This window comes from Rahnella sp. JUb53 (assembly GCF_004346065.1).
GTDB lineage: Bacteria > Pseudomonadota > Gammaproteobacteria > Enterobacterales > Enterobacteriaceae > Rahnella > Rahnella variigena.
In genome coordinates this window covers 162,506-186,330 of the sequence record NZ_SLYT01000007.1, presented here as the reverse complement: position 1 = coordinate 186,330, position 23,825 = coordinate 162,506, and the positions used below count along the sequence as shown (strand labels likewise).

At 50.0% G+C, this 23,825-nt stretch carries 17 protein-coding genes and 1 other RNA gene; 13 read left to right on the top strand and 5 right to left on the bottom strand.

The window, feature by feature from the left end; all coding sequences use genetic code 11:
- Positions 1-5: 5 nt before the first annotated feature.
- The 8 genes from EC840_RS17380 to EC840_RS17345 are packed head-to-tail and all read left to right on the top strand — an operon-like array spanning position 6 to position 7,475.
- Entirely contained in the window at positions 6-563 is a 558-nt protein-coding gene (locus EC840_RS17380; RefSeq protein WP_132966325.1) for a pilus assembly protein, read from the top strand.
- A 4-nt stretch (positions 564-567) separates the two neighbouring features.
- Entirely contained in the window at positions 568-1,416 is an 849-nt protein-coding gene (locus EC840_RS17375; RefSeq protein ID WP_132966323.1) for a hypothetical protein, read from the top strand.
- Positions 1,398-1,898, top strand: coding sequence for a hypothetical protein (locus EC840_RS17370; RefSeq protein ID WP_132966321.1), 501 nt, complete (start codon positions 1,398-1,400; stop codon positions 1,896-1,898). The genes EC840_RS17375 and EC840_RS17370 overlap by 19 nt, the downstream gene beginning before the upstream one ends.
- A complete protein-coding gene (locus tag EC840_RS17365) occupies positions 1,895-3,424 on the top strand; it encodes an ATPase, T2SS/T4P/T4SS family (protein ID WP_132966319.1) in 1,530 nt (509 codons plus the stop codon). The genes EC840_RS17370 and EC840_RS17365 overlap by 4 nt, the downstream gene beginning before the upstream one ends.
- Positions 3,408-4,454, top strand: a complete 1,047-nt coding sequence (locus EC840_RS17360; RefSeq protein WP_132966317.1) for a type II secretion system F family protein — start codon at positions 3,408-3,410, stop codon at positions 4,452-4,454. Before EC840_RS17365 ends, EC840_RS17360 begins: the two co-directional genes overlap by 17 nt.
- Before the next feature lie 11 nt (positions 4,455-4,465).
- Positions 4,466-5,803 carry a hypothetical protein gene (locus tag EC840_RS17355; protein WP_132966315.1) on the top strand — a complete coding sequence of 446 codons (1,338 nt, stop codon included), beginning with the start codon at positions 4,466-4,468 and terminating at the stop codon, positions 5,801-5,803.
- A gap of 28 nt (positions 5,804-5,831) precedes the next feature.
- Entirely contained in the window at positions 5,832-6,662 is an 831-nt protein-coding gene (locus EC840_RS17350) for an A24 family peptidase (RefSeq protein WP_132966313.1), read from the top strand.
- A 3-nt stretch (positions 6,663-6,665) separates the two neighbouring features.
- The gene (locus EC840_RS17345; protein ID WP_132966311.1) at positions 6,666-7,475 is read left to right on the top strand and encodes a M23 family metallopeptidase; all 810 of its coding nucleotides are present in this window, start codon (positions 6,666-6,668) and stop codon (positions 7,473-7,475) included.
- 96 nt (positions 7,476-7,571) lie between these two features.
- On the opposite strand, the gene EC840_RS17340 is transcribed toward EC840_RS17345, so the two are convergent.
- From EC840_RS17340 to rsmI, 3 genes are all read right to left on the bottom strand, one after another.
- Positions 7,572-9,203, bottom strand: coding sequence for a methyl-accepting chemotaxis protein (locus EC840_RS17340; RefSeq protein ID WP_132966309.1), 1,632 nt, complete (start codon positions 9,201-9,203; stop codon positions 7,572-7,574).
- A 256-nt stretch (positions 9,204-9,459) separates the two neighbouring features.
- An RNA gene (rnpB, locus tag EC840_RS17335) (RNase P RNA component class A) lies at positions 9,460-9,838 on the bottom strand.
- Between the two features lie 25 nt (positions 9,839-9,863).
- Complete coding sequence (gene rsmI, locus EC840_RS17330) at positions 9,864-10,733, bottom strand: 16S rRNA (cytidine(1402)-2'-O)-methyltransferase (RefSeq protein ID WP_112288072.1); 870 nt, start codon at positions 10,731-10,733, stop codon at positions 9,864-9,866.
- A 61-nt stretch (positions 10,734-10,794) separates the two neighbouring features.
- On the opposite strand from rsmI, the gene EC840_RS17325 reads away from it, so the two are divergent.
- The 4 genes from EC840_RS17325 to dolP all read left to right on the top strand — a co-directional run bounded on the left by EC840_RS17325 (position 10,795) and on the right by dolP (position 14,460).
- Positions 10,795-12,822 (top strand): penicillin-binding protein activator, encoded by a 2,028-nt coding sequence (locus EC840_RS17325; protein ID WP_132966307.1) that lies wholly within the window; start codon positions 10,795-10,797, stop codon positions 12,820-12,822.
- Between the two features lie 63 nt (positions 12,823-12,885).
- Positions 12,886-13,254, top strand: a complete 369-nt coding sequence (locus EC840_RS17320) for a YraN family protein (protein ID WP_113876735.1) — start codon at positions 12,886-12,888, stop codon at positions 13,252-13,254.
- Positions 13,255-13,284: 30 nt separating this feature from the next.
- On the top strand, positions 13,285-13,875 hold the full coding sequence (gene diaA, locus EC840_RS17315; RefSeq protein ID WP_013577230.1) for a DnaA initiator-associating protein DiaA: 591 nt from the start codon (positions 13,285-13,287) through the stop codon (positions 13,873-13,875).
- A gap of 9 nt (positions 13,876-13,884) precedes the next feature.
- Positions 13,885-14,460, top strand: coding sequence for a division/outer membrane stress-associated lipid-binding lipoprotein (gene dolP, locus EC840_RS17310; RefSeq protein WP_113876734.1), 576 nt, complete (start codon positions 13,885-13,887; stop codon positions 14,458-14,460).
- A gap of 70 nt (positions 14,461-14,530) precedes the next feature.
- On the opposite strand, the gene mtgA is transcribed toward dolP, so the two are convergent.
- On the bottom strand, positions 14,531-15,253 hold the full coding sequence (mtgA, locus tag EC840_RS17305; protein WP_113876733.1) for a monofunctional biosynthetic peptidoglycan transglycosylase: 723 nt from the start codon (positions 15,251-15,253) through the stop codon (positions 14,531-14,533).
- An 896-nt stretch (positions 15,254-16,149) separates the two neighbouring features.
- Positions 16,150-18,489 carry an aerobic respiration two-component sensor histidine kinase ArcB gene (gene arcB / locus EC840_RS17300; RefSeq protein ID WP_113876732.1) on the bottom strand — a complete coding sequence of 780 codons (2,340 nt, stop codon included), beginning with the start codon at positions 18,487-18,489 and terminating at the stop codon, positions 16,150-16,152.
- Between the two features lie 871 nt (positions 18,490-19,360).
- Between arcB and gltB the strand changes: the two genes are divergently transcribed.
- Positions 19,361-23,818, top strand: coding sequence for a glutamate synthase large subunit (gene gltB / locus EC840_RS17295; protein ID WP_112288387.1), 4,458 nt, complete (start codon positions 19,361-19,363; stop codon positions 23,816-23,818).
- Positions 23,819-23,825 lie beyond the last annotated feature (7 nt).

Below are 23,825 nucleotides of genomic sequence, written 5' to 3'. Positions count from 1 at the left end.
CTATCATGTTAAATACATTGTCACGTAATAATATATTGACAGGGTTAATCTGGGAACCATCCGGTCACGACAATATGGATGCCGGTTATATGAGGTGGATGGTGAATATACGGCGAAGTCACCGCATGTATGTTTACCGCGTACAGGATGAAGCTAATACAAATGAACTGATTGGCTATTCTGTAAAGACAGCACCAGGCTGTGAATCTTTTGCAGTTCATCTCCGAAACCTTTACGGCGATGGTATTTATCATTTCGATGCAGGTGATCATAAAACTTATCTATTAATAATTATGGATGGCATCATCATTAGTGGAAGCGACAGCATCATTACAGAGAATTTTTTTACTGAAATCGTGGAAACCTTACCTACATCGAAATACTCACGACTACAGGTATCGGAAATCACGCCGGCACAACTGGACTGCATTGCTGAATCATGCAAAGAAAACCAACTAATTTATAAAAGAAGACAAAGGCTGTTCTGGTCGGGTGTTGCCTGTGGCGTATTAATTCTACTCATTGCATCTTCAATATTTTTGTACAGTATAATTTCTGGATGACGATATGATAAAGGGACTTAAATTACGCAAAAATTCCCGGCCAGTTTCCCGCAGAATCAAAGCTGGAATTGCCATCGGAGTGCTATTACTCCTCATTGCCGGCGGTATTGCAGGCTGGTATTTTTTTGCTTATGAACCCGCGCAACAACGAGATGAGATAAAACGTCGCGAAGCGCAGCAGTTAGCTAATGACATAAGTACGGTTGATAAATTCTATTTGAGTAATTTGTCAGGCGGGAGCATTTCCAAATTTACAACATTAGCTGCAGAGATTTCCAAAAGTCAGCGTATTCTGTCTGATTTTAATTACGTCAATGAAGTCTATACCTGCGATGCAAAGAATTGTTCATTCAGTTATCAATTAAAAAAAGGTAGCGTGTTTACGCTCGCACAAAAAATATTTTTTGATGAAGTTTACACTGCCAGTTTTTCAGATACTTCCATTGATTTCACAGGAATTAAATCAGGGCTGGATGACAACCCGATATTGTCTGCATACAAGAGTAAAAAGGATATTTACCCGCCCTCTTGCGGTGATGTGCTGAACTATCTTTATTCTTATAACTCAGTATCTGACCCCAGGGAAATAGTGAAGATCGTCTCGCCACCAGGCTCTGCTGTACAGGCTATCGAAAATAAAATAGCAGCAAAAGGGAGGGGGAAAAATTATGGGATTAATGTACTGAGTTGGGAAATGGAAATCCCTAAACAGTCTAAAAACTATATGGCGCTATTGTACACCGCCAGCCTGTTAGAGAGACAAGCTTTCAGGGATGCTTTCATCATCCAGAAAATAGACAGCGTTAAGGATAATAAAATTACAGGAGTTATGGTATGCAAAACCGGAAATTAATAATAACTGCACTGATGACTTTGTTCTCTTCTGGCAGTTTTGCCGATGACATTCAAGCCACTGGCGAGAATGCCGGGGGACTTCCTGCGCCCATTCAGGATCATATATCGAGGTTGATGGAAGATGACGTAGCGTTTAATCAGGCAGAGCATCAGCTGTCACAGCAGCTGACTCTCGCCAAGTTGCGCCTCGAAATGGCAAAAATAAAAAGTGAGGCGGCCGACCTGACACAAGGGCCGATCCTCAATATGAATAATGAATCTGCGGACAAAGATATTCAACCCACACCGTTACCTGCCGCCGCAGAGCCCAGAGTTATGATGTTATCGCAGATTGCGGGCATCACCCAAGCCGCAGTAGCTGTAGGTTCAAAAACCGTATTTGTACGTATTGGCGAAATTTTTACGGCGAACGGTAAGCGCTATGCTGTCCATCAGGGCAGTAACGCACAGCAGTCATTTGTAAGGGAAGTCTCCCGGTGATCCTGGATTTCATACGGCTTACGGAGGATTCCATTCACAGTGGCGAATGGATTTTTGCTGAAATTGAAGATCGTATGCTGATTGCCCGCTCGGGTACGCAAGAGTATCTCGTTTCTCAGCGTTCATTAATCGAAGAGCTGCATATTCTGCAGTATGAAGTTCGTAAGATGAATGATATCCATCATCATAAGATTGCCGGGATCGGTGGGGTCACCGAGGCCGTGTATTTCAAAATCTATGAACTGGTTTCTTTGCAGAAACTGAGTCGTGTCGCGCTGGATATTAGTGAAACGCAGAAAGAACTCGAAGCCATACTGATTGAAGCCGTGAATATGGGGGCCAGTGACCTTCACATCACACGCAATGATATTCTTGCGCAACTGGAGGTTCGGGTTAACGGTATGCTGTTGCCCATGATGCAGATGCCTGCCAGCAAATGTGATGAGCTGGTGTTCGTCCTGTACAACGTACAAGCCAGTACCCGCGATACCACCTGGAACCGCACTATTCCGCAAAGTGCCAATATTCTCTATACGCTGAACGCATTAAGCTTTCGCTTCCGCTATGCCCACTTTCCGATTTTTGGTGAAACGAACGATTGTTACCACGCGGTGCTGCGAATTATTCCTTCCGGATTGTCAAAAAGTGCAGTCGCCAATCTTAATAAACTGGGCATATCGAACGAAGAATTAGACGATCTCAAAAAGATCCTCAGCAACCCTTATGGTGCCTATTTTATTGCAGGAACCACGGGGTCGGGGAAATCCACAACATTGAAGAACCTGATGGAGTGGTTACAAATCAATCGTTATGGCAACAAAGGGTGCTTTCTCACGGTTGAGGATCCTGTCGAATATCAGATATACGGAGCGAAACAAAGCTCAGTGGTCAGTGTTGAAGGAGGCGGCTTCCATTCAGCCATCAAATCCGCATTGCGACGTGATCCAGATGTTCTGATGGTCGGCGAAATCCGCGACACCATATCTGCCAACGCTCTGGCCGGGGCTGTGGAAAGTGGTCACTATTGTTTCACTACAGTTCATGCGGGGAATATTGTCTCCTTATTACAACGCTTATCTGCCATGGGTATCACCAGCGATAAGCTTTCCACGCCAGGGTTCATTGCCGGACTGCAATGTCAAAAACTTGTCCCCGTTATTTGCTCCCATTGTCATCGCCCTGTCGATATATCATTCGGTGGGGAGTTGATGTCTCTGTACGAGCAATATGAGGATGGCTGTGAGAGATGCAAATATACCGGCATCGGTGGCAGGCAACTGGTGATGGAGTATATGCGACCAACCTACGATGAGCTGGCCGCAATATCTAAGCAAGAGTGGTTGCAAGTCTACACGCTATGGCGGGAAAAGCGCCTTTCGGCACCAGGAATGAGCGAAGGCTTTGAAATAAAAGAAAAAGTATTTGCTGAGGTTCTGCGAGGCCGGGTGTGTGCGACATGGTTCAACATGGAATTTGGCGATGTAGATAAAGATAATAGGGAGATTATCCATGGCAAAGTTCGGTAAAAAACAAAGGCTTTTTCTTTATAAGTTCTGTGCTGACATGATCAGCACAGAACTGCCACTTTACGACTCATTGGTCAAACTTCAAGTTGAGGGAAAAAGCCTCCTGGGTTCAGCATTTGCGAAGAATATTGGCGTATTAACTAACAATATGAAAGCCGGTCTTACAGGGGCTTCTATCGCCGTAATGTTTAAAGGACTTGTTCCGCAGAGTGAACTGAGTGTAATTAATGCAGCCGAACAAAGCGGAAGCCTTGCTGATGGATTTATGACGTTAGTTAATGTCATAAACTATAACAGCGAATTGAAGAGTAAACTCATCTCGGCAGTGCTTTTTCCGGTCATTATGATAATTTTGTCTCTTATTGTTATTGCGGGGTACTCAATGAAAGTATTCCCTGCGTTCGAAGGTGTGGTTCCTGTCAGCAAATGGCCGGGGATCACACAATCATTGTATTCATTCGGAAATGCTTTAGTCGCGGGCTTGTGGATTTATATACTCATTGTTATTTCAGCAATCGTTTTTTTTATAAAGATGGTCATCTCAAACGTTAGCGGCAAACTTAGAAATCAGGTGCTCGACCGGATACTGCCTTTCTCAACGTATAAACAAATTGTGGGATCTATTTTTTTAAACAATCTGGCACTAATGTTGAAAAATGGCATCCCTTTAAATGATGGTCTCGGGATTATTTTATTAAACTCTAACCGATGGTTAAAGCACCATATAAACATTATGCGCGAGAATATGGCAACCGGACTCGGTTACGGTGAAGCGCTGAACACCGGATTATTTGGACCTGAAACGCTGCTGAATATTAGTTTGTACGCCGAATTACCATCATTTAATGAAGTACTGAGTTCCGTCTCGGCTAAATCCCGTGAACATGTTCAGGAATATATAAAAAGCTTATCCGGGGTATTGAAGTCACTCTCCACGTTGATACTGGGAGGATGTGTAATTTGGGTTTTTGCTGCCCTTTTCGCTCTGTCGGACACGCTGGGAAAAATGGGTTCGAGCGGCTCTTTTTAAAGGATTATACCATGAGAAAAATAACGCTTATTTTCGCAACACTCTGTTTGCTGCCGATCAGTGCATTCTCTGCAACGATACCTCAGGGTGGCGTTTTCAAATTTACTGAACCTGATGGGGGTGGCGGAGCCGCACAACCCCTGGACATGCCGCTGGCATTGCCTGTTGCCAATTTTTTTGGTTATGCCGTGAGTGGCAATTCTTATTATTACGATGAAAAAAGTTCCTCTCCGATCGCTGTTAATATTATGTATATCGAATCAGATGACATGCAAATCCCAGCATCACGCTTGCCAGAGATCACCGATGACAATTATGATTTTTCACAACATTATCTTCATTATGCGTCAGGTGATAAATACAGTTGGGTCAGCGGAGGTAAGGAAGGCGACTGGGGATTGCCCGTCATTAATGCAAAACCCTATACAAAAAATGATCCGTTTCCGGCGATTACCGCCTGTTCCGGAACACCGGCAACACTTAAAGAACAGCGTTACAAATGTAAGCCAGGCATGACTTCAGGGTCGCGCACACTTTCATTATATGATGAACTTCTTGATGTAGCGACAAAACAAAATAAGACCTTGTGGGTTGGCACGCTGGTTTTTCCACGCGCTTCTGCAGGTCCCGAAGGTTCTACCAGTAGTATCGGTACAGGTGGTGAGGGGCATGAATTAGTGGTTTATCTTCCGCACCGACATATGTCACTGATCCATCTGGAGGCGATATTACTGGAAGGAACGTCGGGTATGCATCAGGTACTCACTGCATGGACATTAGAAAGCAATGACGGCGAAAGCTTCACCTATTATAAAGGGCCTGAGGGTAACAGTCAGAGCCATTATCCCGCTCCAGCACTTGTCTCAACCGGAAACCCTGATGCGTATAATGGTTTCATGGGCATAGGATTACTGAACAAATACGAGAATGAATCTGTGCCTGTTATTGAAGTTGCTGCGATTCATACACGTATTGGAGGAGGTTTGAAATGGACAAGTCTTTGGTATGACGCATTGGGATGGGCACGTGGAGGAGATATTTTCATGTGTATGAACGGCGTGAAAGGTAAAAACTCAATAGATGATTATACTAATTTAGTGAAATTTGAAGATCCGGCTTCTTTTAAAAAAATCATAAAGCAGGGAAAAACCTATTCCCTTCCAGAGGGAAGGAAAGGATTTACTTTTGAAGAAATGTTTGACAAAAAACCGACATCTAATAATGCCTATATTTGTGACACCAACGGCACTCAATTATTTTCTTCACGTCTTACGGTCAATACGCCCGATGGCGGGCCTACTACGCAAACAGACTTTATGGAATTACATACTGACGTCACACCGCGATAAATAATTATCGAAATAGCATGAGATTATTATGATTACATTTTATCTGTGGTTTTATCCGTTCATGGCATTAATTTTCGGCCTGTTTATCGGCAGTTTTATTAATGTGTTAATTTACCGGTTACCGTTAATGATTTTTGCACAATGCGGCACTGAGCCTGATGCTGTCAAAGTCAGTCTCTGGTGGCCCCCCTCTCATTGCCCGGCATGTGGTGCGCGGGTTTTGAAGCGTGACAATATTCCAGTTCTGAGCTGGTTATGGCTTAAGGGAAAATGTCGCCATTGCGAAAGTGCAATTTCCGCACAGTATTTGATTTCCGAGGTCCTGTGCGCAATCGTCTTCACCGGCCTGGCAATTATTGCCCTGCCGCAGTTCACAGAAATTCAGATTTGCAGTTTCTTTCTGTATTTCTGTTTGCTCTACAGCTTGTCGGTGATTGATTTTCAGCATCTGATTTTGCCAGACAGTCTGGTGTCTTTACTGCTATGGAGTGGCTTACTCTGTTCAGTATCCGGTATCACCGATATCGAACCCCGCTCTGCTATTTTTGGCGCGGTGGCAGCATGGCTATTACTTTATGTCGTGATGGCGGCATATGAGAAATTGCGCGGGCGTGAAGGGCTGGGCTATGGCGATGTCAAACTGTTAGCTGCAATCACCGCCTGGCTGGGAATGGAAAAAATCCCGGAACTGATTATCGGGTCGGCGGCCTCAGGAATGATGGTGTATCTGCTCTGTACACTGCTGAACCAGCGCCGATCGCTGAATGAAGATAATCCCACCGCTGAAAAGCATTACATCCCTTTCGGCCCTTCAATCTGCATGGCCGGACTGGTGATATTTTTTATTGAGCAACTTTAAACTATGCACCGGACACTGCCTTTCCTGCTGCTCATTCCGTTGTTTGCACAGGCTGCTGGCAATGCAGCTGTCACGCTGGCATTGATTCATGCTACGCGTTCCGATTTGGAGGTGAATAATGATCATTTTTCTCCGACGACGCTGCTTACGACCAGAGAAGAGAAAACATCAGAAGCAAGTAAGCTGAACACTAGAAGCTCACCGATTCGCTACCCGCATTTTCTCTCGCCAATGAATATTCCTTTGCGGGTCACTTCCGCATTCAGTCTGCGCTGGCATCCCATCATGCAGCGTCTCTCCCGGCATGAAGGTACTGATTATGCAGCCCCGCTTTTAACACCGGTATTCGCCACGGAAAAAGGGATTGTCGTGGAAGCGATGTATCATCCCACCGCCGGAAATTACGTGGTAGTAAGCCACCCGCAGGGGTGGAGAAGCCGCTACCTGCATCTGACCAAACTAAAGGTTATCGCCGGACAGAAGATAGCACGTGGCGATATCCTTGCTTATTCAGGTAATACCGGACGCAGCACGGGGCCACATTTGCATTTTGAGTTGATATATCAGGGACAGGCAATGGACGCGGCGAAGCTGCTTTCATCTTCCGATGTTTCATACAGGCAAGCTGCCGACGTCAGTGTTTCGACAATTTCCGTACCGAAAATCATGCTGGTGACTGAAATAGCCGGTCAGGAAAAAGTGATGGTGAGGTATAACGGAAAAACAGTCTATGCCAGTACTGATCAGAGAGTTTTCGGCAATTATAAGGTGATCCTGAAGAATGGCAGGTACCGGTTACAAAAAATGTCCTGAAGAGAAAAAGGGGGCCAGCTCAAAGGAATGGACCCAACCATTGTTTTCACTGGAGTGGCGTTAATCGTTAAGATTCCCCGCCAATCCACACGGCATTTAAACAGATGCCGGAAGTATCACCGGCGTGTCCACGATTCTGTCTCTGAGCTGGTTGAATTCAGCTGCACTCTCAGACTGCGTGTTGATGACAAATACCGATACAGCCTCTGTCAGGCTCATTGCCTGCTCTTCAAGTGACACCGCGGCGGTCGCCGATTCCTGCACCAGCAGTGAGTTTTGCTGCGTCACTCCATCCATTTCTGTTACGGCAATGCCTATCTGATCAATACCGCGGCTTTGTTCATCAGATGCTGAGGCAATTTCCGACATAATGTCAGTCACCCGGGTAACGGCACGCACAATCTCATGCATAGTTTCACCCGCACTTTCCACCAGCTCAGAACCCGTGCCCACTTTATCAACTGAATCAATGATCAGCGTTTTAATTTGTTTCGCTGCTTCTGCACTGCGCTGGGCCAGATTTCGTACTTCACCCGCCACCACGGCAAATCCTCTCCCTTCTTCTCCTGCGCGCGCCGCTTCAACTGCGGCATTCAGCGCGAGAATATTGGTCTGAAACGCAATACTGTCGATAATATTGGTGATATCAGCAATTTTCTGCGAACTGCTGGCGATCTCCCCCATCGTCAGAACAACGTTATCCACTAATTTACCGCCGTGGCTGGCAATATCCGATGCATTGAGTGCAAGCTTGCTGGCCTGTGAAGCATTTTCGGCATTCTGTTTTACCGTTGCTGACAGCTCAACCATGCTGGCCGCCGTTTCTTCCAGAGCGACAGCCTGTTGTTCAGTACGTGATGAGAGGTCTTTGTTCCCCGTAGAAATATCAACCGCACCGCTGAGGATCACGCTAGCACTTGTACGCACATTGCCGACGGTTCGGGACAGCTCATCCTGCATATGACGAATTGTACTGACAAGCTGGTTTATTTCATTCGCGCAGTGAATGTCTATCGGGGTGTTTAGCTTCCCTGAGGCGATCAGACGGAGGCAATCAATCGCTTTATTCAGGGGTACAATGAGCGCGTTTTGGATGCCTTTCCAGACAACGACGGATATCGCGAGAACTACCACCAGTACACTCAGCGTAATCCAAATAGCTGTGTGGTATGACTGGTGACTATCCACCATTGCGTTTGCGAAATTGCTGTCGATTTGCGCGAGATATTGATCATATTCATCGCTAAATTCTTTCTGATATTTCCCTGTGGGCTGATTATTGGCGGCGGTAATATTCCCCTCTTTCATATAACCGAGAAGTTCAATCAAAGCACTGTGGAAGGCTTCATACTTTTGTTGAATTTCTGCCGAATTATTTCCGGCTCCCTTAGACTGTAATAAGTAGGAATTCCAATTATTTTCTGCGTCTTTAAGCGAATTACTGGCCAGATTAAGGACATCATCCACATCAATATCAGCATCGCCTTTTTGCCCATCCACAAGATATTGGATCGCGGCAATGCTGATACTACTCCGCGCATCCAAAAGGGCCACCCAGGTGTTGTTCAGAGAAGACTGCTGCTGACGGATAGTTTGTAAAGCGTTGAAATTTTCATTGTCATGCTTCAGCGACTTTAAGAACAACCCGGCAGACGTTAATTGCAGAAATCCAAATAAACAAACAATAACCATCAAACTCGTTACAATTTTCATGCGACTTAATAACATGTCCTCTTTCTTCCCTAATAAAAGAATCAATAAGAACAATATCGGTTTATTTCGATAAAACTTTTGCCGAATCTGATTTATTTAACTGAACATGACAAAACTTTGCAAAATTCTTAGGCAGGATTTAATCGTGATAAGTCTCTAAACCCGGCTGAACGCAAAATACCAGTGATATTTATATATAGATGGGAGTTTAAATGATGACGGGAAAAAGACGAAAGCCCGCGTAGTGTAAACTACGCGGGCTTTCTTTTGACGAGGGAGTTGACCGTTAAGCCGGGTTCTGTCGTGGACAGTCATTCGTCTAGGCCAGCAATCGCTCACTGGCTCAAGCAGCCTACCCGGGTTCAGTACGGGCCGTACCATGTGAACCCCTATTTGGCCTTGCTCCGGGTGGAGTTTACCATGCCACGAACTGTTGCCAGCCGCGCGGTGCGCTCTTACCGCACCCTTTCACCCTTACCTGATCCCACTTGCGCGGGCCATCGGCGGTTTGCTCTCTGTTGCACTTGTCGTAAGCTCGCGCTTCCCAGGCGTTACCTGGCACCCTGCCCTATGGAGCCCGGACTTTCCTCCCCTCCTTCTGTCTCCCCCGAAAGGGACGGCAAAGAAGCGGCGACTGTCTGGTCAACTCCGCGGCGGATAATAGGGTATTACGCCCTATTTGTCACCCTCTTGCTCATCAAGCGCGTATTTATACAACGCATTCTTTTTCACGCCGTGGATTTCCGCGGCCAGCGCGGCGGCTTTTTTCAGTGGCAGTTCTTTTTGCAGTAACGCCAGTGTGCGTAAGGCTTCCGCCGGTAACGCTTCGGTATCGAGTTTATGGCCTTCAACAATCAGCACCATTTCACCGCGTCTGCGCGTTTCAACTTCCTGTACCCAGGCCAGCAGTTCGCCCACAGGCGCACCGTGAATATTTTCCCAGGTTTTAGTCAGTTCGCGCGCCAGCACCACATAACGCTGCGGCCCCCACACTTCCACCATATCCTGTAAACTGTCGATCAGACGGTGAGTCGATTCGTAGAAAATCAACGTGCGCGGCTCTTCGATTAATGCCTGCAACGTATCTTTACGTGATTTGGTTTTGGCCGGCAGAAATCCTTCGTAACAGAAACGGTCAGAAGGCAAACCTGCGGCACATAATGCGGTGATCGCCGCACAGGCACCCGGTAACGGCACCACACGGATACCTGCCTCACGACAACGACGCACCAGATGGTAACCGGGATCGTTGATAAGTGGCGTACCGGCATCGGACACCAGCGCAATGGTCTGGCCTTCCTGCAATTTTGACAGCAAATGCTCGGCTTTCTGCTGTTCATTATGATCGTGCAGCGGGAACATTTTGGCGGTGATCGCGAAATGTTGCAGCAGCAATCCGGTATGGCGGGTGTCTTCTGCGGCAATCAAATCTACACTGTTCAGTACGGCCAGCGCGCGTTGGGTAATATCCCCTAAATTGCCAATTGGCGTCGGTACGATATACAGCGTTGAGGCAGAAATATCTGCTTGATCGTCTTGATTCATTGTTTCATCCGGATTGCCGATTTAATATTGAGCATCTTGAAAAAACATCACTGGAAACTGAATGCCTTCCTCAATGACCTTTCGTACCCGTTCGGGACGTTTACTCCCTGCCATTATCGTGGCTATGCTTCTCGCCAGCTGTTCCGGTCAGGCACCACAGGCGCCGACAGAAAGTGTCCAGGGTGCAGCGTCCGGCAGCTCTGACTATTATCTGCAACAGGCACAGCAAAGCGGTGATGATAACAAGGCTGACTGGCAATTGCTTGCAGTGCGTGCCCTGATACGTGAAGGCAAAGTGCCGCAGGCCGCTGAACAACTGGCAAAAGTACCGCAAAATCTGACCGCCGCACAAACTCTCGAGCAACAACTGACCAGCGCGGAAGTACAGGTTGCGCAGAAAAACGTTCAGGCCGCGGCCACCAGCCTGAGCAAGATAGACCCGACCAATCTGACCAACGATCAGAAAGCGCGTTACTACCAGGCGCAAATTGATGCCAGCCAGGGACGCACCAGTCTCGGACTGATCCGCGCATATATCGCACAGGAACCGCTGTTGCAGGGCAAACTGCATCAGGACAATATTGACGAGAGCTGGACCGCGCTGACGCAAATGTCCGCGCAGGACGTCAACAGTATTGTGATTAATGCTGATGAAAACACGTTGCAGGGATGGCTGGATTTACTGAGCGTCTGGCAGAGTAACAAGCAGGATCCTGATCTGCTGAAAGCCGGAATCAAAGACTGGCAGCGTCGTTATCCGGTAAATCCGGCAGCGAAAACCCTGCCGACTCAGCTGAATAATGTGCTGAGCTTCCAGCCAGCCTCTACCGGCAAAATTGCGCTTTTCCTGCCGATGAGCGGTCCGGCGCAGGTTTACGGGAATGCGATTTCGCAAGGTTTCAACGCGGCAATGAACGGTCAGTTGAGCCAGCCAGTACCGCAAGCCGCGCCGGCTGATCCGAATGCACAGACACAACCACCGGCAGACCCGAACGCCGCGGTGAGTACTTCCGCGCCGGATGCCAGCCAGCCGCAAACCGATGCTGCTCAGGCTCAGCCGGCTGCAACACCAGCTGCGCCAGCGCCTGTTGCCAGCAGCAATGCGCAGGTGAAAGTCTATGACACCAACGGTCAGCCCCTGGCAGCGCTTCTGACACAGGCTCAGCAGGATGGCGCCACACTGGTTGTCGGACCGCTGCTCAAAGATCAGGTCAACGAACTCTCTTCAGATCAGACTCCGCTGAATGTTTTAGCGCTTAATCAGCCAGAAACTGAGAAAAACAGCCCGAATATCTGTTACTTTGCGCTCTCGCCGGAAGACGAGGCACAGGATGCTGCACGCCACATGTGGTCTGAGCAGAAACGGTTGCCGTTGTTACTGGTTCCGCGTGGCAACTTCGGCGACCGTATCGCACAGGCTTTTGCTAACGAGTGGCAGAAACTGGGCGGCGGCACCGTTCTGAAACAAGGTCTCGGTTCAGGCAGCGAATTGCGTTCTTCTATCGGCAGCGGTATCCGTCTGACCGGTACACCGGTCATCGCCACTGATGCCGCCGCGCCGGCACAAGCGCAGGGCGTGACGATTGGTGGCATTACCATCCCGGCTCCGCCGACAGATGCCCAGATTACGCAAGGCAGCACCGGTGGCAGCGTGGATTCCGTTTACGTGGTGGCGACGCAGAGCGAACTGACGCTGATTAAACCGATGCTGGATCTGGCCGTAAATGGTCGCGTACATCCTTCCGTATACGCAAGTTCCCGCAGCTATCAGGCAGGTGCCGGCCCGGACTATCGTCTGGAAATGGAAGGCGTGCAGTTCAGCGATATTCCATTGCTGGCGGGCGGTAACCCGGCGCTGATGCAGCAGGCCACCGCAAAATTTGGTAATGACTATTCGCTGGTTCGCCTCTACGCGATGGGGATTGATGCCTGGAGTCTGGCAAATCATTTCTCGCAGATGCGCACCCTGCCTGGCTTCCAGGTTTCCGGCAGCACCGGCGACCTGAGTGCCAATGAGAATTGTGTTATCCATCGCAAACTGCCTTGGCTGCAATACCGTCAGGGCTCGCTGGTGCCGGTTTCTTCATAAAAGAAACCCGGCCGCGCCGCTGAGACGGGAACGTCCAGCCATAACAAGTACAAGGACGTACTGATGAACTCTTTTTTATCTAAAACGCGGGCATGCGGCGATAAGTACGAAGCCTTTGCCCGTCGTTATCTTGAAAGAGCCGGGTTAATCTTCGTGGCGGCCAACGTGGCCTGCCGTGCAGGTGAGATTGACCTCATCATGCGTGACCAGCAGACCTGGGTGTTTGTAGAAGTCCGCTACCGGCGTAACGCTGATTTTGGCGGTGCGGCGGCCAGCGTGACCGTTCCAAAACAGCAGCGCCTGTTACGCGCGGCGTCTTTCTGGCTTGCAGGAAAGAATGCAAGCTTTGACACATCATCTTGCCGTTTTGATGTTTTTGCCATCACCGGCAGCCAGGTAGAATGGCTGCGTGATGCATTCAATGCGGAATAAATATTACGACGACTGACTGGACGAAAACCCGTGCTGGATAGAATCAAAGTCTGCTTTACAGAAAGTATTCAAACTCAGATTGCAGCGGCAGAAGCCTTGCCTGACGCGATTTCACGCGCCGCGATGACGTTGGTGCAATCGCTGCTCAACGGCAATAAAATTCTGTGCTGCGGCAACGGCACCTCTGCGGCGAATGCTCAGCATTTTTCCGCCAGTCTGATTAATCGTTTTGAAACTGAACGTCCGAGCCTTCCTGCAATCTCACTATGTGCAGATAACATTGTGCTGACCGCGATTGCTAACGATCGTCTGCATGAAGAAATCTATGCCAAACAGGTTCGCGCCTTAGGTCAGGCGGGTGATGTTCTGCTGGCTATTTCTACCCGCGGCAACAGCCGTGATATTGTCAAAGCCGTTGAAGCAGCGGTGACCCGCGATATGACGATTGTCGCATTGACGGGTTATGACGGCGGCGAACTGGCGGGTTTACTGGGGCCTCACGATGTTGAGATCCGTATTCCCTCCCATCGCAGCGCCCGTATTCAGGAAATGCATATGCTCACAGTTAACTGTCTCTGTGACCTGATAGATAATACGCTGTTCCCACACCAGGACGATTAAGGAGATCCAATGAAGGCGAGTCCTCTCTTTGCTGTATTGTTAAGCGCCCTTCTGTTACAAGGCTGTGTTGCAGCCGCCGTGGTTGGTGTGGCTGGCGTGGCCACCAAAACGACCACTGACCCGCGTACCGTGGGCACTCAGGTTGATGACAGCACTCTGGAAGCGCGTGTTTCCAATGCCATCAGTAAAGACAAACAGCTGAAAGATGAAGCCCGTATTGTGGCGACTGCCTATCAGGGTAAAGTTCTGCTGACTGGCCAGGCTCCGACTCCGGACATGGCTGCCCGCGCCAAACAGATTGCTGTGGGTGTAGACGGTGCGACAGAAGTGTATAACGAGATCCGTACAGGCAAGCCAGTCAGTATGGGCACTGCTTCAACGGATACGTGGATCACCACCAAAGTTCGCTCTCAGTTGCTGACCAGCGATTCGGTGAAATCCTCTAACGTGAAAGTGACCACTGAAAACGGTGAAGTCTTCCTGCTGGGTCTGGTCACTCAGGAAGAAGGTAAATCGGCGGCAGGCATTGCGGCGGGTATCAGCGGTGTTAAACACGTCACTACGGCGTTTACCTACGTTAAATAATGGCGTGAACGCAATAACGAAAAAGGACAGCTCAGGCTGTCCTTTTTTTATTCCTCAAAAACGTCAGGGGCTAATGAAGCTTATGCTCTTGCAGGAAAGACTCACCGCCCAGCTGGCTCATCTGGCGCAGTATCCACTGCTGGCGACGCAGCACATAAGCGGAAGGCGCATTCACTTTGTACAGGTGCGGATTAGGCAACACTGCTGCCAGCAACGCCGCCTGAGAAGCCGTAAGGCGGCTGGCAGGTTTATGGAAGAAATGCTGCGACGCCTGCTCCACACCAAATACGCCGTCACCAAATTCCACGATATTCAGATACACAGTGAGTATCCGGCGTTTGGTCCACACCGTTTCAATACCGACGGTCAGGCCCGCTTCAAGCCCTTTTCTCACCCAACTGCGGCCATCCCAAAGGAACAGGTTCTTGGCAGTCTGCTGGGATAACGTAGAAGCACCGCGCATTTTGCCGCCATCTTTATCCAGAACGGACTGGATTGCATCCACATCAAAACCCCAGTGCTCAGGGAATTTCTGATCTTCAGCAGCCATCACTGCAAGCGCCATTGGTGAGGAAATCTCACTCATCGGCACCCAGTCTGAATGTGCGACATAGCCAAAATCACCAGTCAGCCAGGCCGAAACCTGCCGCTCCACCATGACTGCGGAGAAAGGGACCGGCAGAAATGAAAAAAGAAGAATGCCCGCTACCCATAAGCAGAGTAACAGTATCAGCGCACGTTTCAGCCATAAGACTGGCTTGCGCAAAAGGCCCTTTCGAGTAATTTTATTCATTTAGTGCTTTCCACAACACATCCGACCATCTAATCAATCTCGAGAATAACCTGCAAGATCAGGCTAGCGAAATGCAGATTAATAGTGCTAACAATTGAGCAATAAAAATGAAACTTTTGCTTACATTCAGAGCAGAAAATTCCTATTTAACCACTACCATCAAGGAGTTCCGGAAAACCGCCTGAAATTCCTGCTTTTTTTATGCTGATGCATTTTTAAGCGATAAAGTAAAATACTTGTGAATAGATACACAAAAAATACGTAAGTCATACTTATGAATAGCAATTGAGAAAGTGAATAAATTCTCATCGATTATTCCACATCCAGCGAACCCCCTAAGCCAAATCCGCCACCTGTAAACCATAACAAATCAGCAGTATGTACGTCTTTTTCACAGACAAAAAATCCAGTAACCTAAGTGAAATTTTTTCATTTGAAATAAATTTCAGATCTCTTTTGGCTCCGAAAATAGCATTTCAGAAAAAATCACACATAAACGATGAATTACAGTCACTTGCCAGTGATTTTGCATTTTAGACAACCGGTTTCATAGCCGTTTACATTGCAAAATCACTGGCTAAACGGCCTGTGATTGTTCACTTCCATAAGTAAAATTGCATGTCACCAGTACAACATCAGTAGGGTTCATTTGTATTCTGTCAAAAATCCTGCGATAAAGGCTTGATGTTTTGTATAGACAAAGACTAATCTACATCACAGTTTTTAATGAATGTTGTAACAGTTCTGCTTATATTTGTTATGTTGATTGCTACAGGATGTATTAGACTTTAAGACTGAATTCCAAGACCTGCGAAAACCGAACCCTAAAAACTATCGTGGGTTACCTCTTTCCCTGGTGTTGGCGCAGTATTCGCGCACCCCGGCCTCGGCTGGGGTTATTTTTTTTCAGCGTTTGCCGTCCAGTCGCGTAACACTTTGATGTCATTGCGCCACTCGGCCTTCAGCTCATCAATCCATTCCTGTACGTTATCCCACCAAGCCGGCAGCGTCGGGGTCTGAATCTGTTGCGCCAGTTGCTGTAAATGCTTCAGGCCAACGGAACCCGCAGCGCCTTTGATTTTGTGCCCTTCCTCTGCAATGCCTTTTTGGTCGCGCGCCGTCATGTTTGAATCGAGAACCGCGAGATAACCCGGCATCATCTTTTCAAACATATCTGCACTTTGATAAATCAGTTTCGCGCCCACCAGATCGATGTACTGCTCAAGCATGGCGGTATCAAGCAACGATTCGCTGTCTTTCATCACTACAGGCTCCTTTTCTGAAACGGAAACTTCAGGCTGATGATCCCAAAACTGCTGGATCATCGCAGTCAGCGCGGAAACAGACAGCGGCTTGCTCAGCACGTCGTCCATTCCTGCATCAAGATATTCTTTTTTGTCTTTCAACACGTTCGCCGTCAGCGCAATCAGCGGCGGCAGATGCTTACCGGCGTAATCGGTGCGTAACGTACGGGCGATATCCAGACCGGTCATATCCGGCAGCTGAATATCCAGCAAGACCAGATCAAACTCGTCAGGATCAAACATCTCCAGCGCGTCGTGCCCGTTCATGGCCACTTCTACGCTGTTGCCCAGTTTCTCCAGCACCGAACGCGCCACGATGACGTTCAGCTCGATATCTTCCACCAGCAGCACATGCAGCGCCGGGAGTGGCATATCTTCTTCTTCGTCCACCTGTTCTGCCGGTGCATCCAGTTTAGGCGCTCGCACGGTGAGCGTGAAGCTGGAGCCCTGACCCGGCACGCTGCTGACAGTAATATCGCCGCCCATCGTCTGCGCCAGACGTTTGGATACCGCCAGCCCGATGCCCGTACCGGTCGCCGGTTTGCCGCCGTTCTGATCTTTCACCTGATAATACATGGCGAAAATTTTGTCCTGCTCGTCCTGCGGGATCCCCATCCCGGAATCGCGCACCACAAAACGCAGCATATCGTTCGGCTCGTAATGGACGCTCAGGACAATTTCGCCTTCACGGGTGAACTTGACGGCATTGCCGATCAGGTTCCACAAGATCTGGCGCAGGCGCGTGCCATCCGTGGTGATGCTGCGCGGCAGCGGCAGATCCGGTTCCATCACAAACTTCAGCCCTTTCGGCTGCGCCAGCAGACCGGAGAGGTTTTCCAAATCTGACAGGAATTCCGTGAAATCCACCGGCTGATTATCGAGCTGCACTTTGCGGCGCTCGATTTTGTCCATTTCGATAATGTCGTTGAAGATATTGCCGAGGGTGATCGCACTGACGTGAATCGTTTTCAGATAGCTGTGCTGTTCTTTGTCCAGCTCGGTATCGAGCAGAATGCGGCTCAGCCCGACAATGCCGTTAAGCGGCGTACGCAGCTCGTGGCTGATCGTGGAAATAAAGGTGGTCTTCTCACGGCTGGCATTCTCTAACGCATCCTGATAGCGCTTACGCTCGGTAATATCGCGTCCAAAGCCCATCAGGCCATGTCGTTTACCGATACGGTCATAGAACGGCACTTTGCGCAGTTCAAAGCAGGCTTTACGCCCGTCCGGATAGACCAGCCATTGTTCGTACGTCAGGGAAACGTTGTGACGGAATACCTTCTCGTCCGTTTCGACCACTTTCTCGGCGATGTCCGGAGTATAGACGTCGTTAGGGGTGAGGCCGACCAGCTGCTTCTCGCTTTTACCGGTCAGCAGTTCCATCGCCCGGTTACAGCCGGAGAATTCTTTGTCTTCGTTGCGGTAATACACCAGATCTGGTGAGGCATCGAGGAAAGAGCGTAATAATGCAGATTGCTGGCTCAGTTCGATCTGCGCCTGTTCGCGGTGGTGCATTTCCAGTTTCAGCTTATCGACCACTGCCAGACGCGCTTCTTCCGCTTTCACACGGTCGGCGATTTCCTGATTCAGTTGGGTAATGTTGTCTTTGAGCTGCTGATTCAGTTCGAGGTCGCGGTGACGCATCTCTTCCAGCTTATCCACCAGACGCGCTAAACGCTGACGCGACTCTTCGAGCTGCTCGACCACCACCGACAGGAAGTAGACTGCCCAGGGCGTGATCAGCAAACCAAAGAAGATGGAACGAACGACGTCGATACTTTCCACCTGCCCGCGCAGGAGCATGGTGACGGCCATCTGGACAATCATCGCCAGCACCACCAGCGCAGACGCCAGCAGCAGTGAGAATCTCACCAGCCCCAGCTTGACCATCAGATCGACATAATACTGCGCTAAAACCCGGATTTGCTTCATAACGGTTCCCTTAAAACGAAGACGCCTGAATCATACCGCAAAACCTACCCGGCGTGATGGCGGGGTCATCATTGAGCGTGAAGTTTGTGAGATGCACCGTACAAGGGCTGGTCATGGTGCAATGCAGGAAATAAGGGCAGAGTTATTGACTATTTTGCAGGGTGATATTATTAATATCGGCCGGCTTTATCAGGCTGATAAAGTCGCCAAATGCCCTGTGGCTAACATCTTTTCCTTTAATCCTCCGAATTCTTTCCTTCTCGGCGCTTTTCGCGCAGGCATAACTATTCATTATTACTGCAAATAAAGTCATTCCCGGCAATATGAATAATTCTTATTACAAACCCCGCTCATACACATTATTACTGTCACGTTAAAAACAGTGACAAACCGCATGCCCGCAGTGTTTTCCAGTATAAAATACTGGTAATTAAGCACCTGCCAGCACGGTGCGGAGATCTGAAGCTTTTCCTATAGTGAGTCAGCTCACACTTTGCACGCTTTACCACACCGATATAATGCCATTAAAAAGGCAATCTAATTTTTATATATCAATGAGTTAAACTCTTTTATATCACTTTTAATATAAGTTAATTCGCCATTTGACCTGATGGGGCTTTCTCGCTAAGTTGGGAGTCCGCTGGAAGCAATCTCGACGGGTGAGCAACTCGTCATATTTATGCAGTAATTGAAGACTCCCTCATTAAAACAAGTCAACCACCACTTGTGAGAACCATCACGAGAGGCCTTTGACGGAGATGTCCGGGCAATCAACGCACCGCAAGAGTGCGCGAAATTGCGGACAAACTCTGTGAATAAGACCGCTCGCGATTGGTGTGAGAGTCTCGCAGAGCCTGGGGAGGTTCACGTTATGTTGTACGATAAATCCCAAGAGAGGGACAACTGTGGTTTCGGCCTGATCGCCCATATAGAAGGCGAACCTAGCCATAAGGTCGTGCGTACTGCAATTCATGCACTGGCCCGTATGCAACACCGTGGCGCGATCCTTGCTGACGGCAAGACCGGCGACGGCTGTGGCCTTCATTTACAGAAACCTGATCGCTTCTTCCGCATGATTGCCGAAGAACGTGGCTGGCGTCTGGCGAAAAACTACGCCGTGGGCATGTTGTTCCTCAGCAAAGATGAAAAAGAAGCTGAGGCGAGCCGCCGCATTGTAGAAGAAGAATTGCAAAACGAGACGCTGTCCGTGGTGGGCTGGCGTGACGTTCCGACCAATCCGGACGTACTCGGTGAAATCGCGCTTTCCTCCCTGCCTCGTATCGAACAAATTTTTGTCAACGCGCCTGCCGGTTGGCGTCCGCGTGACATGGAGCGCCGCCTGTATATGGCGCGCCGCCGCATTGAGAAACGCATTCAGGATAAAGACTTCTATGTGTGCAGTTTCTCCAACGTGGTCACGATCTATAAAGGCCTGTGTATGCCTGCGGATCTGCCACGCTTCTATTTAGATCTGGCCGACCTGCGTCTGGAATCAGCCATCTGCCTGTTCCACCAACGTTTTTCAACCAACACGGTTCCGCGCTGGCAACTGGCTCAACCTTTCCGCTATCTGGCGCACAATGGTGAAATCAACACCATCACCGGTAACCGTCAGTGGGCGCGTGCCCGTGCATACAAATTTAAAACGCCGCTGATCCCCGATTTGCAGGACGCATCGCCTTTCGTCAACGAAACCGGTTCGGATTCCAGCTCGCTGGATAACATGCTGGAACTTTTCCTGGCCGGCGGGATGGATTTGCTGCGCGCGATGCGTTTACTGGTACCGCCAGCCTGGCAGCAAAACCCGGATATGGACGATGACCTGCGGGCGTTCTTCGACTTTAACTCCATGCACATGGAGCCTTGGGACGGTCCGGCCGGTATCGTGATGTCAGACGGCCGTTACGCCGCCTGTAACCTCGACCGTAACGGTCTGCGCCCTGCGCGTTATGTCATCACCAAAGATAAGCTGATCACCTGTGCCTCCGAAGTCGGGATCTGGGATTATCAGCCGGACGAAGTGGTCGAAAAAGGCCGCGTCGGACCGGGCGAACTGATGGTGATCGACACCCGCAGCGGCAAGATCCACCACTCCGCGGAAACCGATAACGACCTGAAAGGCCGCCATCCTTATAAGCAATGGATGGAGAAAAACGTTCAGCGTCTGGTGCCGTTCGAAGACCTGCCGGAAGATCAGGTCGGCAGCCGCGAGATGGAAGACACATTACTGGAAACGTTCCAGAAACAGTTCGGCTATAGCAGCGAAGAACTCGATCAGATCATCCGCGTACTGGGTGAAAACGGTCAGGAAGCCGTCGGCTCAATGGGCGACGACACGCCATTCGCCGTGCTTTCCAGCCGTCCGCGTATTGTATATGACTACTTCCGTCAGCAGTTTGCGCAGGTCACCAACCCGCCAATCGATCCGCTGCGTGAAGCGCACGTGATGTCTCTGGCGACCAGCATTGGCCGCGAGATGAACGTGTTCTGCGAAGCCGAAGGTCAGGCGCACCGTCTGAGCTTTAAATCGCCAATTCTGCTGTGGTCTGACTTTAAACAGCTCACCACGCTCGACAGCAAACACTATCGCGCTGAAACGCTGGATCTGACTTACGATCCGAGCGAACAAAACATGGAGCAATTCGTCCAGAAACTCTGTGACGAAGGCGAACAGAAAGTGCGTAACGGCGCGGTTCTGCTGGTGCTGTCTGACCGCAATATCGCGCCGAACCGTCTGCCACTGCCTGCGCCAATGGCCGTCGGCGCGCTGCAACTGCGTCTGGTTGAGAAAAGCCTGCGCTGCGATGCCAACATCATTGTTGAAACCGCCAGTGCCCGCGACCCGCACCATTTCGCCGTACTGATTGGTTTCGGTGCGACCGCGGTTTACCCGTATCTGGCCTACGAGACGCTGGCCAAACTGGTCGATACGCAGGTTATCGAGAAGAAATACCGTGAAGTGATGCTGAACTACCGTAACGGCATCAACAAAGGTCTGTACAAGATCATGTCCAAAATGGGCATCTCAACCGTCGCCTCTTACCGCTGCTCAAAACTGTTTGAAGCAGTCGGTCTGGCGAAGGATCTGTGCAACACCTGTTTCAACGGCGTGGTCAGCCGTATCGGCGGTGCCGGTTACAGCGATTTCGAACAGGATTTGCTGAACCTGTCCAAACGTGCGTGGCTGAAACGCAAAACACTGGATCAGGGCGGCCTGCTGAAATTTGTCCACGGCGGCGAATATCACTCCTATAACCCGGACGTGGTCACTACCCTGCAAGCCGCAGTGAACAGTGGTGATTACGACGATTACAAAAAGTACGCCAAACTGGTTAATGAACGTCCGGTTGCGACATTGCGTGACCTGCTGAAAGTGACACCAAAAGGTCAGCCAATCCCTGTGGATCAGGTTGAACCGGCGGAAGGTTTGTATACCCGTTTCGATACCGCAGCGATGTCTATCGGTGCGTTAAGCCCGGAAGCGCATGAGTCTCTGGCTGAAGCGATGAACAGCATCGGCGGACGCTCTAACTCCGGCGAAGGCGGCGAAGATCCTGCGCGTTACGGCACCAATAAAGTGTCCCGTATCAAACAGGTGGCTTCCGGTCGTTTCGGTGTGACACCGGCGTATCTGGTGAATGCTGACGTTATTCAGATTAAAGTCGCACAGGGTGCAAAACCAGGCGAAGGTGGTCAGTTGCCGGGTGACAAAGTGACGCCGTACATCGCGAAACTTCGTTATTCCGTGCCGGGCGTGACCCTGATTTCTCCACCTCCGCACCACGATATCTATTCTATCGAGGATCTGGCACAGCTGATTTTCGACCTGAAACAGGTCAACCCGAAAGCGATGATTTCGGTGAAACTGGTGTCTGAACCGGGCGTCGGCACTATCGCGGTCGGTGTGGCGAAAGCCTATGCGGATCTCATCACTATTGCCGGCTACGATGGCGGCACCGGCGCAAGCCCGCTGTCCTCGGTGAAATACGCCGGTTGTCCATGGGAACTGGGTCTGGTGGAAACACAACAGGCACTGGTCGCCAACGGCCTGCGCCACAAAATCCGTCTGCAGGTGGATGGCGGTCTGAAAACGGGTCTCGACATCATCAAGGCCGCGATTCTGGGTGCAGAAAGCTTCGGTTTCGGTACCGGACCGATGGTCGCGCTGGGTTGTAAATACCTGCGTATTTGTCACCTGAACAACTGCGCAACAGGCGTGGCAACCCAGGACGACAAACTGCGTCGCAACCATTATCACGGCCTGCCAGAACGCGTAGTGAACTACTTCAAGTTCATCACGCAGGAAACCCGTGAAATCATGGCCGAACTGGGCGTCAGCCAGCTGGTGGATCTGATTGGTCGCACCGATTTGCTGACTGAGCTGGACGGTTTCACCGCCAAGCAAAACAATCTCGACCTTTCTGCGATGCTGGCGACTGCCACGCCGCATGAAGGCAAAGCGGTGTACTGCACCGAAAGCAACCCGGCGTTCGACAAGGGTCAGCTTAACAAAGACATTCTGGAACAGGCCGCGCCGCACATCGATTCTAAGCAGAGCAAAGCGTTCTACTTTGATATCCGCAACACTGACCGCTCTGTGGGTGCAATGTTGTCAGGTGCAATTGCTGAGAAACATGGCGATCAAGGCATGGCGGCTGATCCGGTGCGTATTAACTTCAACGGTACCGCGGGCCAGAGCTTCGGCGTCTGGAACGCAGGCGGCGTCGATTTAATGCTGACCGGCGACGCGAACGACTACGTGGGCAAAGGCATGGCCGGTGGCCGCATTGCCATCCGTCCACCAATCGGTTCAGCGTTCCGCAGCCACGAAGCCAGCATCATCGGTAACACCTGTCTGTACGGCGCAACCGGCGGCAAGTTGTTTGCAGCGGGTCGTGCGGGTGAACGCTTCGCAGTGCGTAACTCCGGTGCGATCACTGTCGTCGAAGGCATTGGCGATAATGGTTGTGAATACATGACCGGCGGCATTGTGTGTGTGCTGGGTCGTACCGGCGTCAACTTTGGCGCAGGCATGACCGGCGGTTTCGCTTACGTTCTTGATGAAGACGGCGAATTCCGCAAACGTGTTAACCCGGAACTGGTTGAAGTCCTGGAAGTGGCCGAACTGGCTATCCATGAAGAGCATCTGCGCGGTTTGATCATCGAACACGTACAGTTGACCGCATCGACCCGTGGTGAAGAGATTTTGGCGAACTGGCCGGAATGGGCGCCTAAATTTGCCCTGGTAAAACCGAAGTCCAGTGATGTCAAAGCATTGTTGGGTCACCGTAGTCGTTCCGCAGCTGAGCTGCGGGTACAAGCGCAGTAAGAGGTTA

Bases quoted from the DNA above. Each gene is read 5' to 3' on its own strand.
- EC840_RS17320 (WP_113876735.1), top strand. From the start codon at position 12,886: ATGAACTCTTTTTTATCTAAAACGCGGGCATGCGGCGATAAGTACGAA.
- EC840_RS17360 (WP_132966317.1), top strand. From the start codon at position 3,408: ATGGCAAAGTTCGGTAAAAAACAAAGGCTTTTTCTTTATAAGTTCTGT.
- EC840_RS17375 (WP_132966323.1), top strand. From the start codon at position 568: ATGATAAAGGGACTTAAATTACGCAAAAATTCCCGGCCAGTTTCCCGC.
- EC840_RS17370 (WP_132966321.1), top strand. From the start codon at position 1,398: ATGCAAAACCGGAAATTAATAATAACTGCACTGATGACTTTGTTCTCT.
- dolP (WP_113876734.1), top strand. From the start codon at position 13,885: ATGAAGGCGAGTCCTCTCTTTGCTGTATTGTTAAGCGCCCTTCTGTTA.
- EC840_RS17380 (WP_132966325.1), top strand. From the start codon at position 6: ATGTTAAATACATTGTCACGTAATAATATATTGACAGGGTTAATCTGG.
- EC840_RS17355 (WP_132966315.1), top strand. From the start codon at position 4,466: ATGAGAAAAATAACGCTTATTTTCGCAACACTCTGTTTGCTGCCGATC.
- EC840_RS17340 (WP_132966309.1), bottom strand. From the start codon at position 9,203: ATGTTATTAAGTCGCATGAAAATTGTAACGAGTTTGATGGTTATTGTT.
- gltB (WP_112288387.1), top strand. From the start codon at position 19,361: ATGTTGTACGATAAATCCCAAGAGAGGGACAACTGTGGTTTCGGCCTG.
- EC840_RS17325 (WP_132966307.1), top strand. From the start codon at position 10,795: ATGCCTTCCTCAATGACCTTTCGTACCCGTTCGGGACGTTTACTCCCT.
- mtgA (WP_113876733.1), bottom strand. From the start codon at position 15,253: ATGAATAAAATTACTCGAAAGGGCCTTTTGCGCAAGCCAGTCTTATGG.
- EC840_RS17345 (WP_132966311.1), top strand. From the start codon at position 6,666: ATGCACCGGACACTGCCTTTCCTGCTGCTCATTCCGTTGTTTGCACAG.
- arcB (WP_113876732.1), bottom strand. From the start codon at position 18,489: ATGAAGCAAATCCGGGTTTTAGCGCAGTATTATGTCGATCTGATGGTC.
- rsmI (WP_112288072.1), bottom strand. From the start codon at position 10,733: ATGAATCAAGACGATCAAGCAGATATTTCTGCCTCAACGCTGTATATC.
- EC840_RS17350 (WP_132966313.1), top strand. From the start codon at position 5,832: ATGATTACATTTTATCTGTGGTTTTATCCGTTCATGGCATTAATTTTC.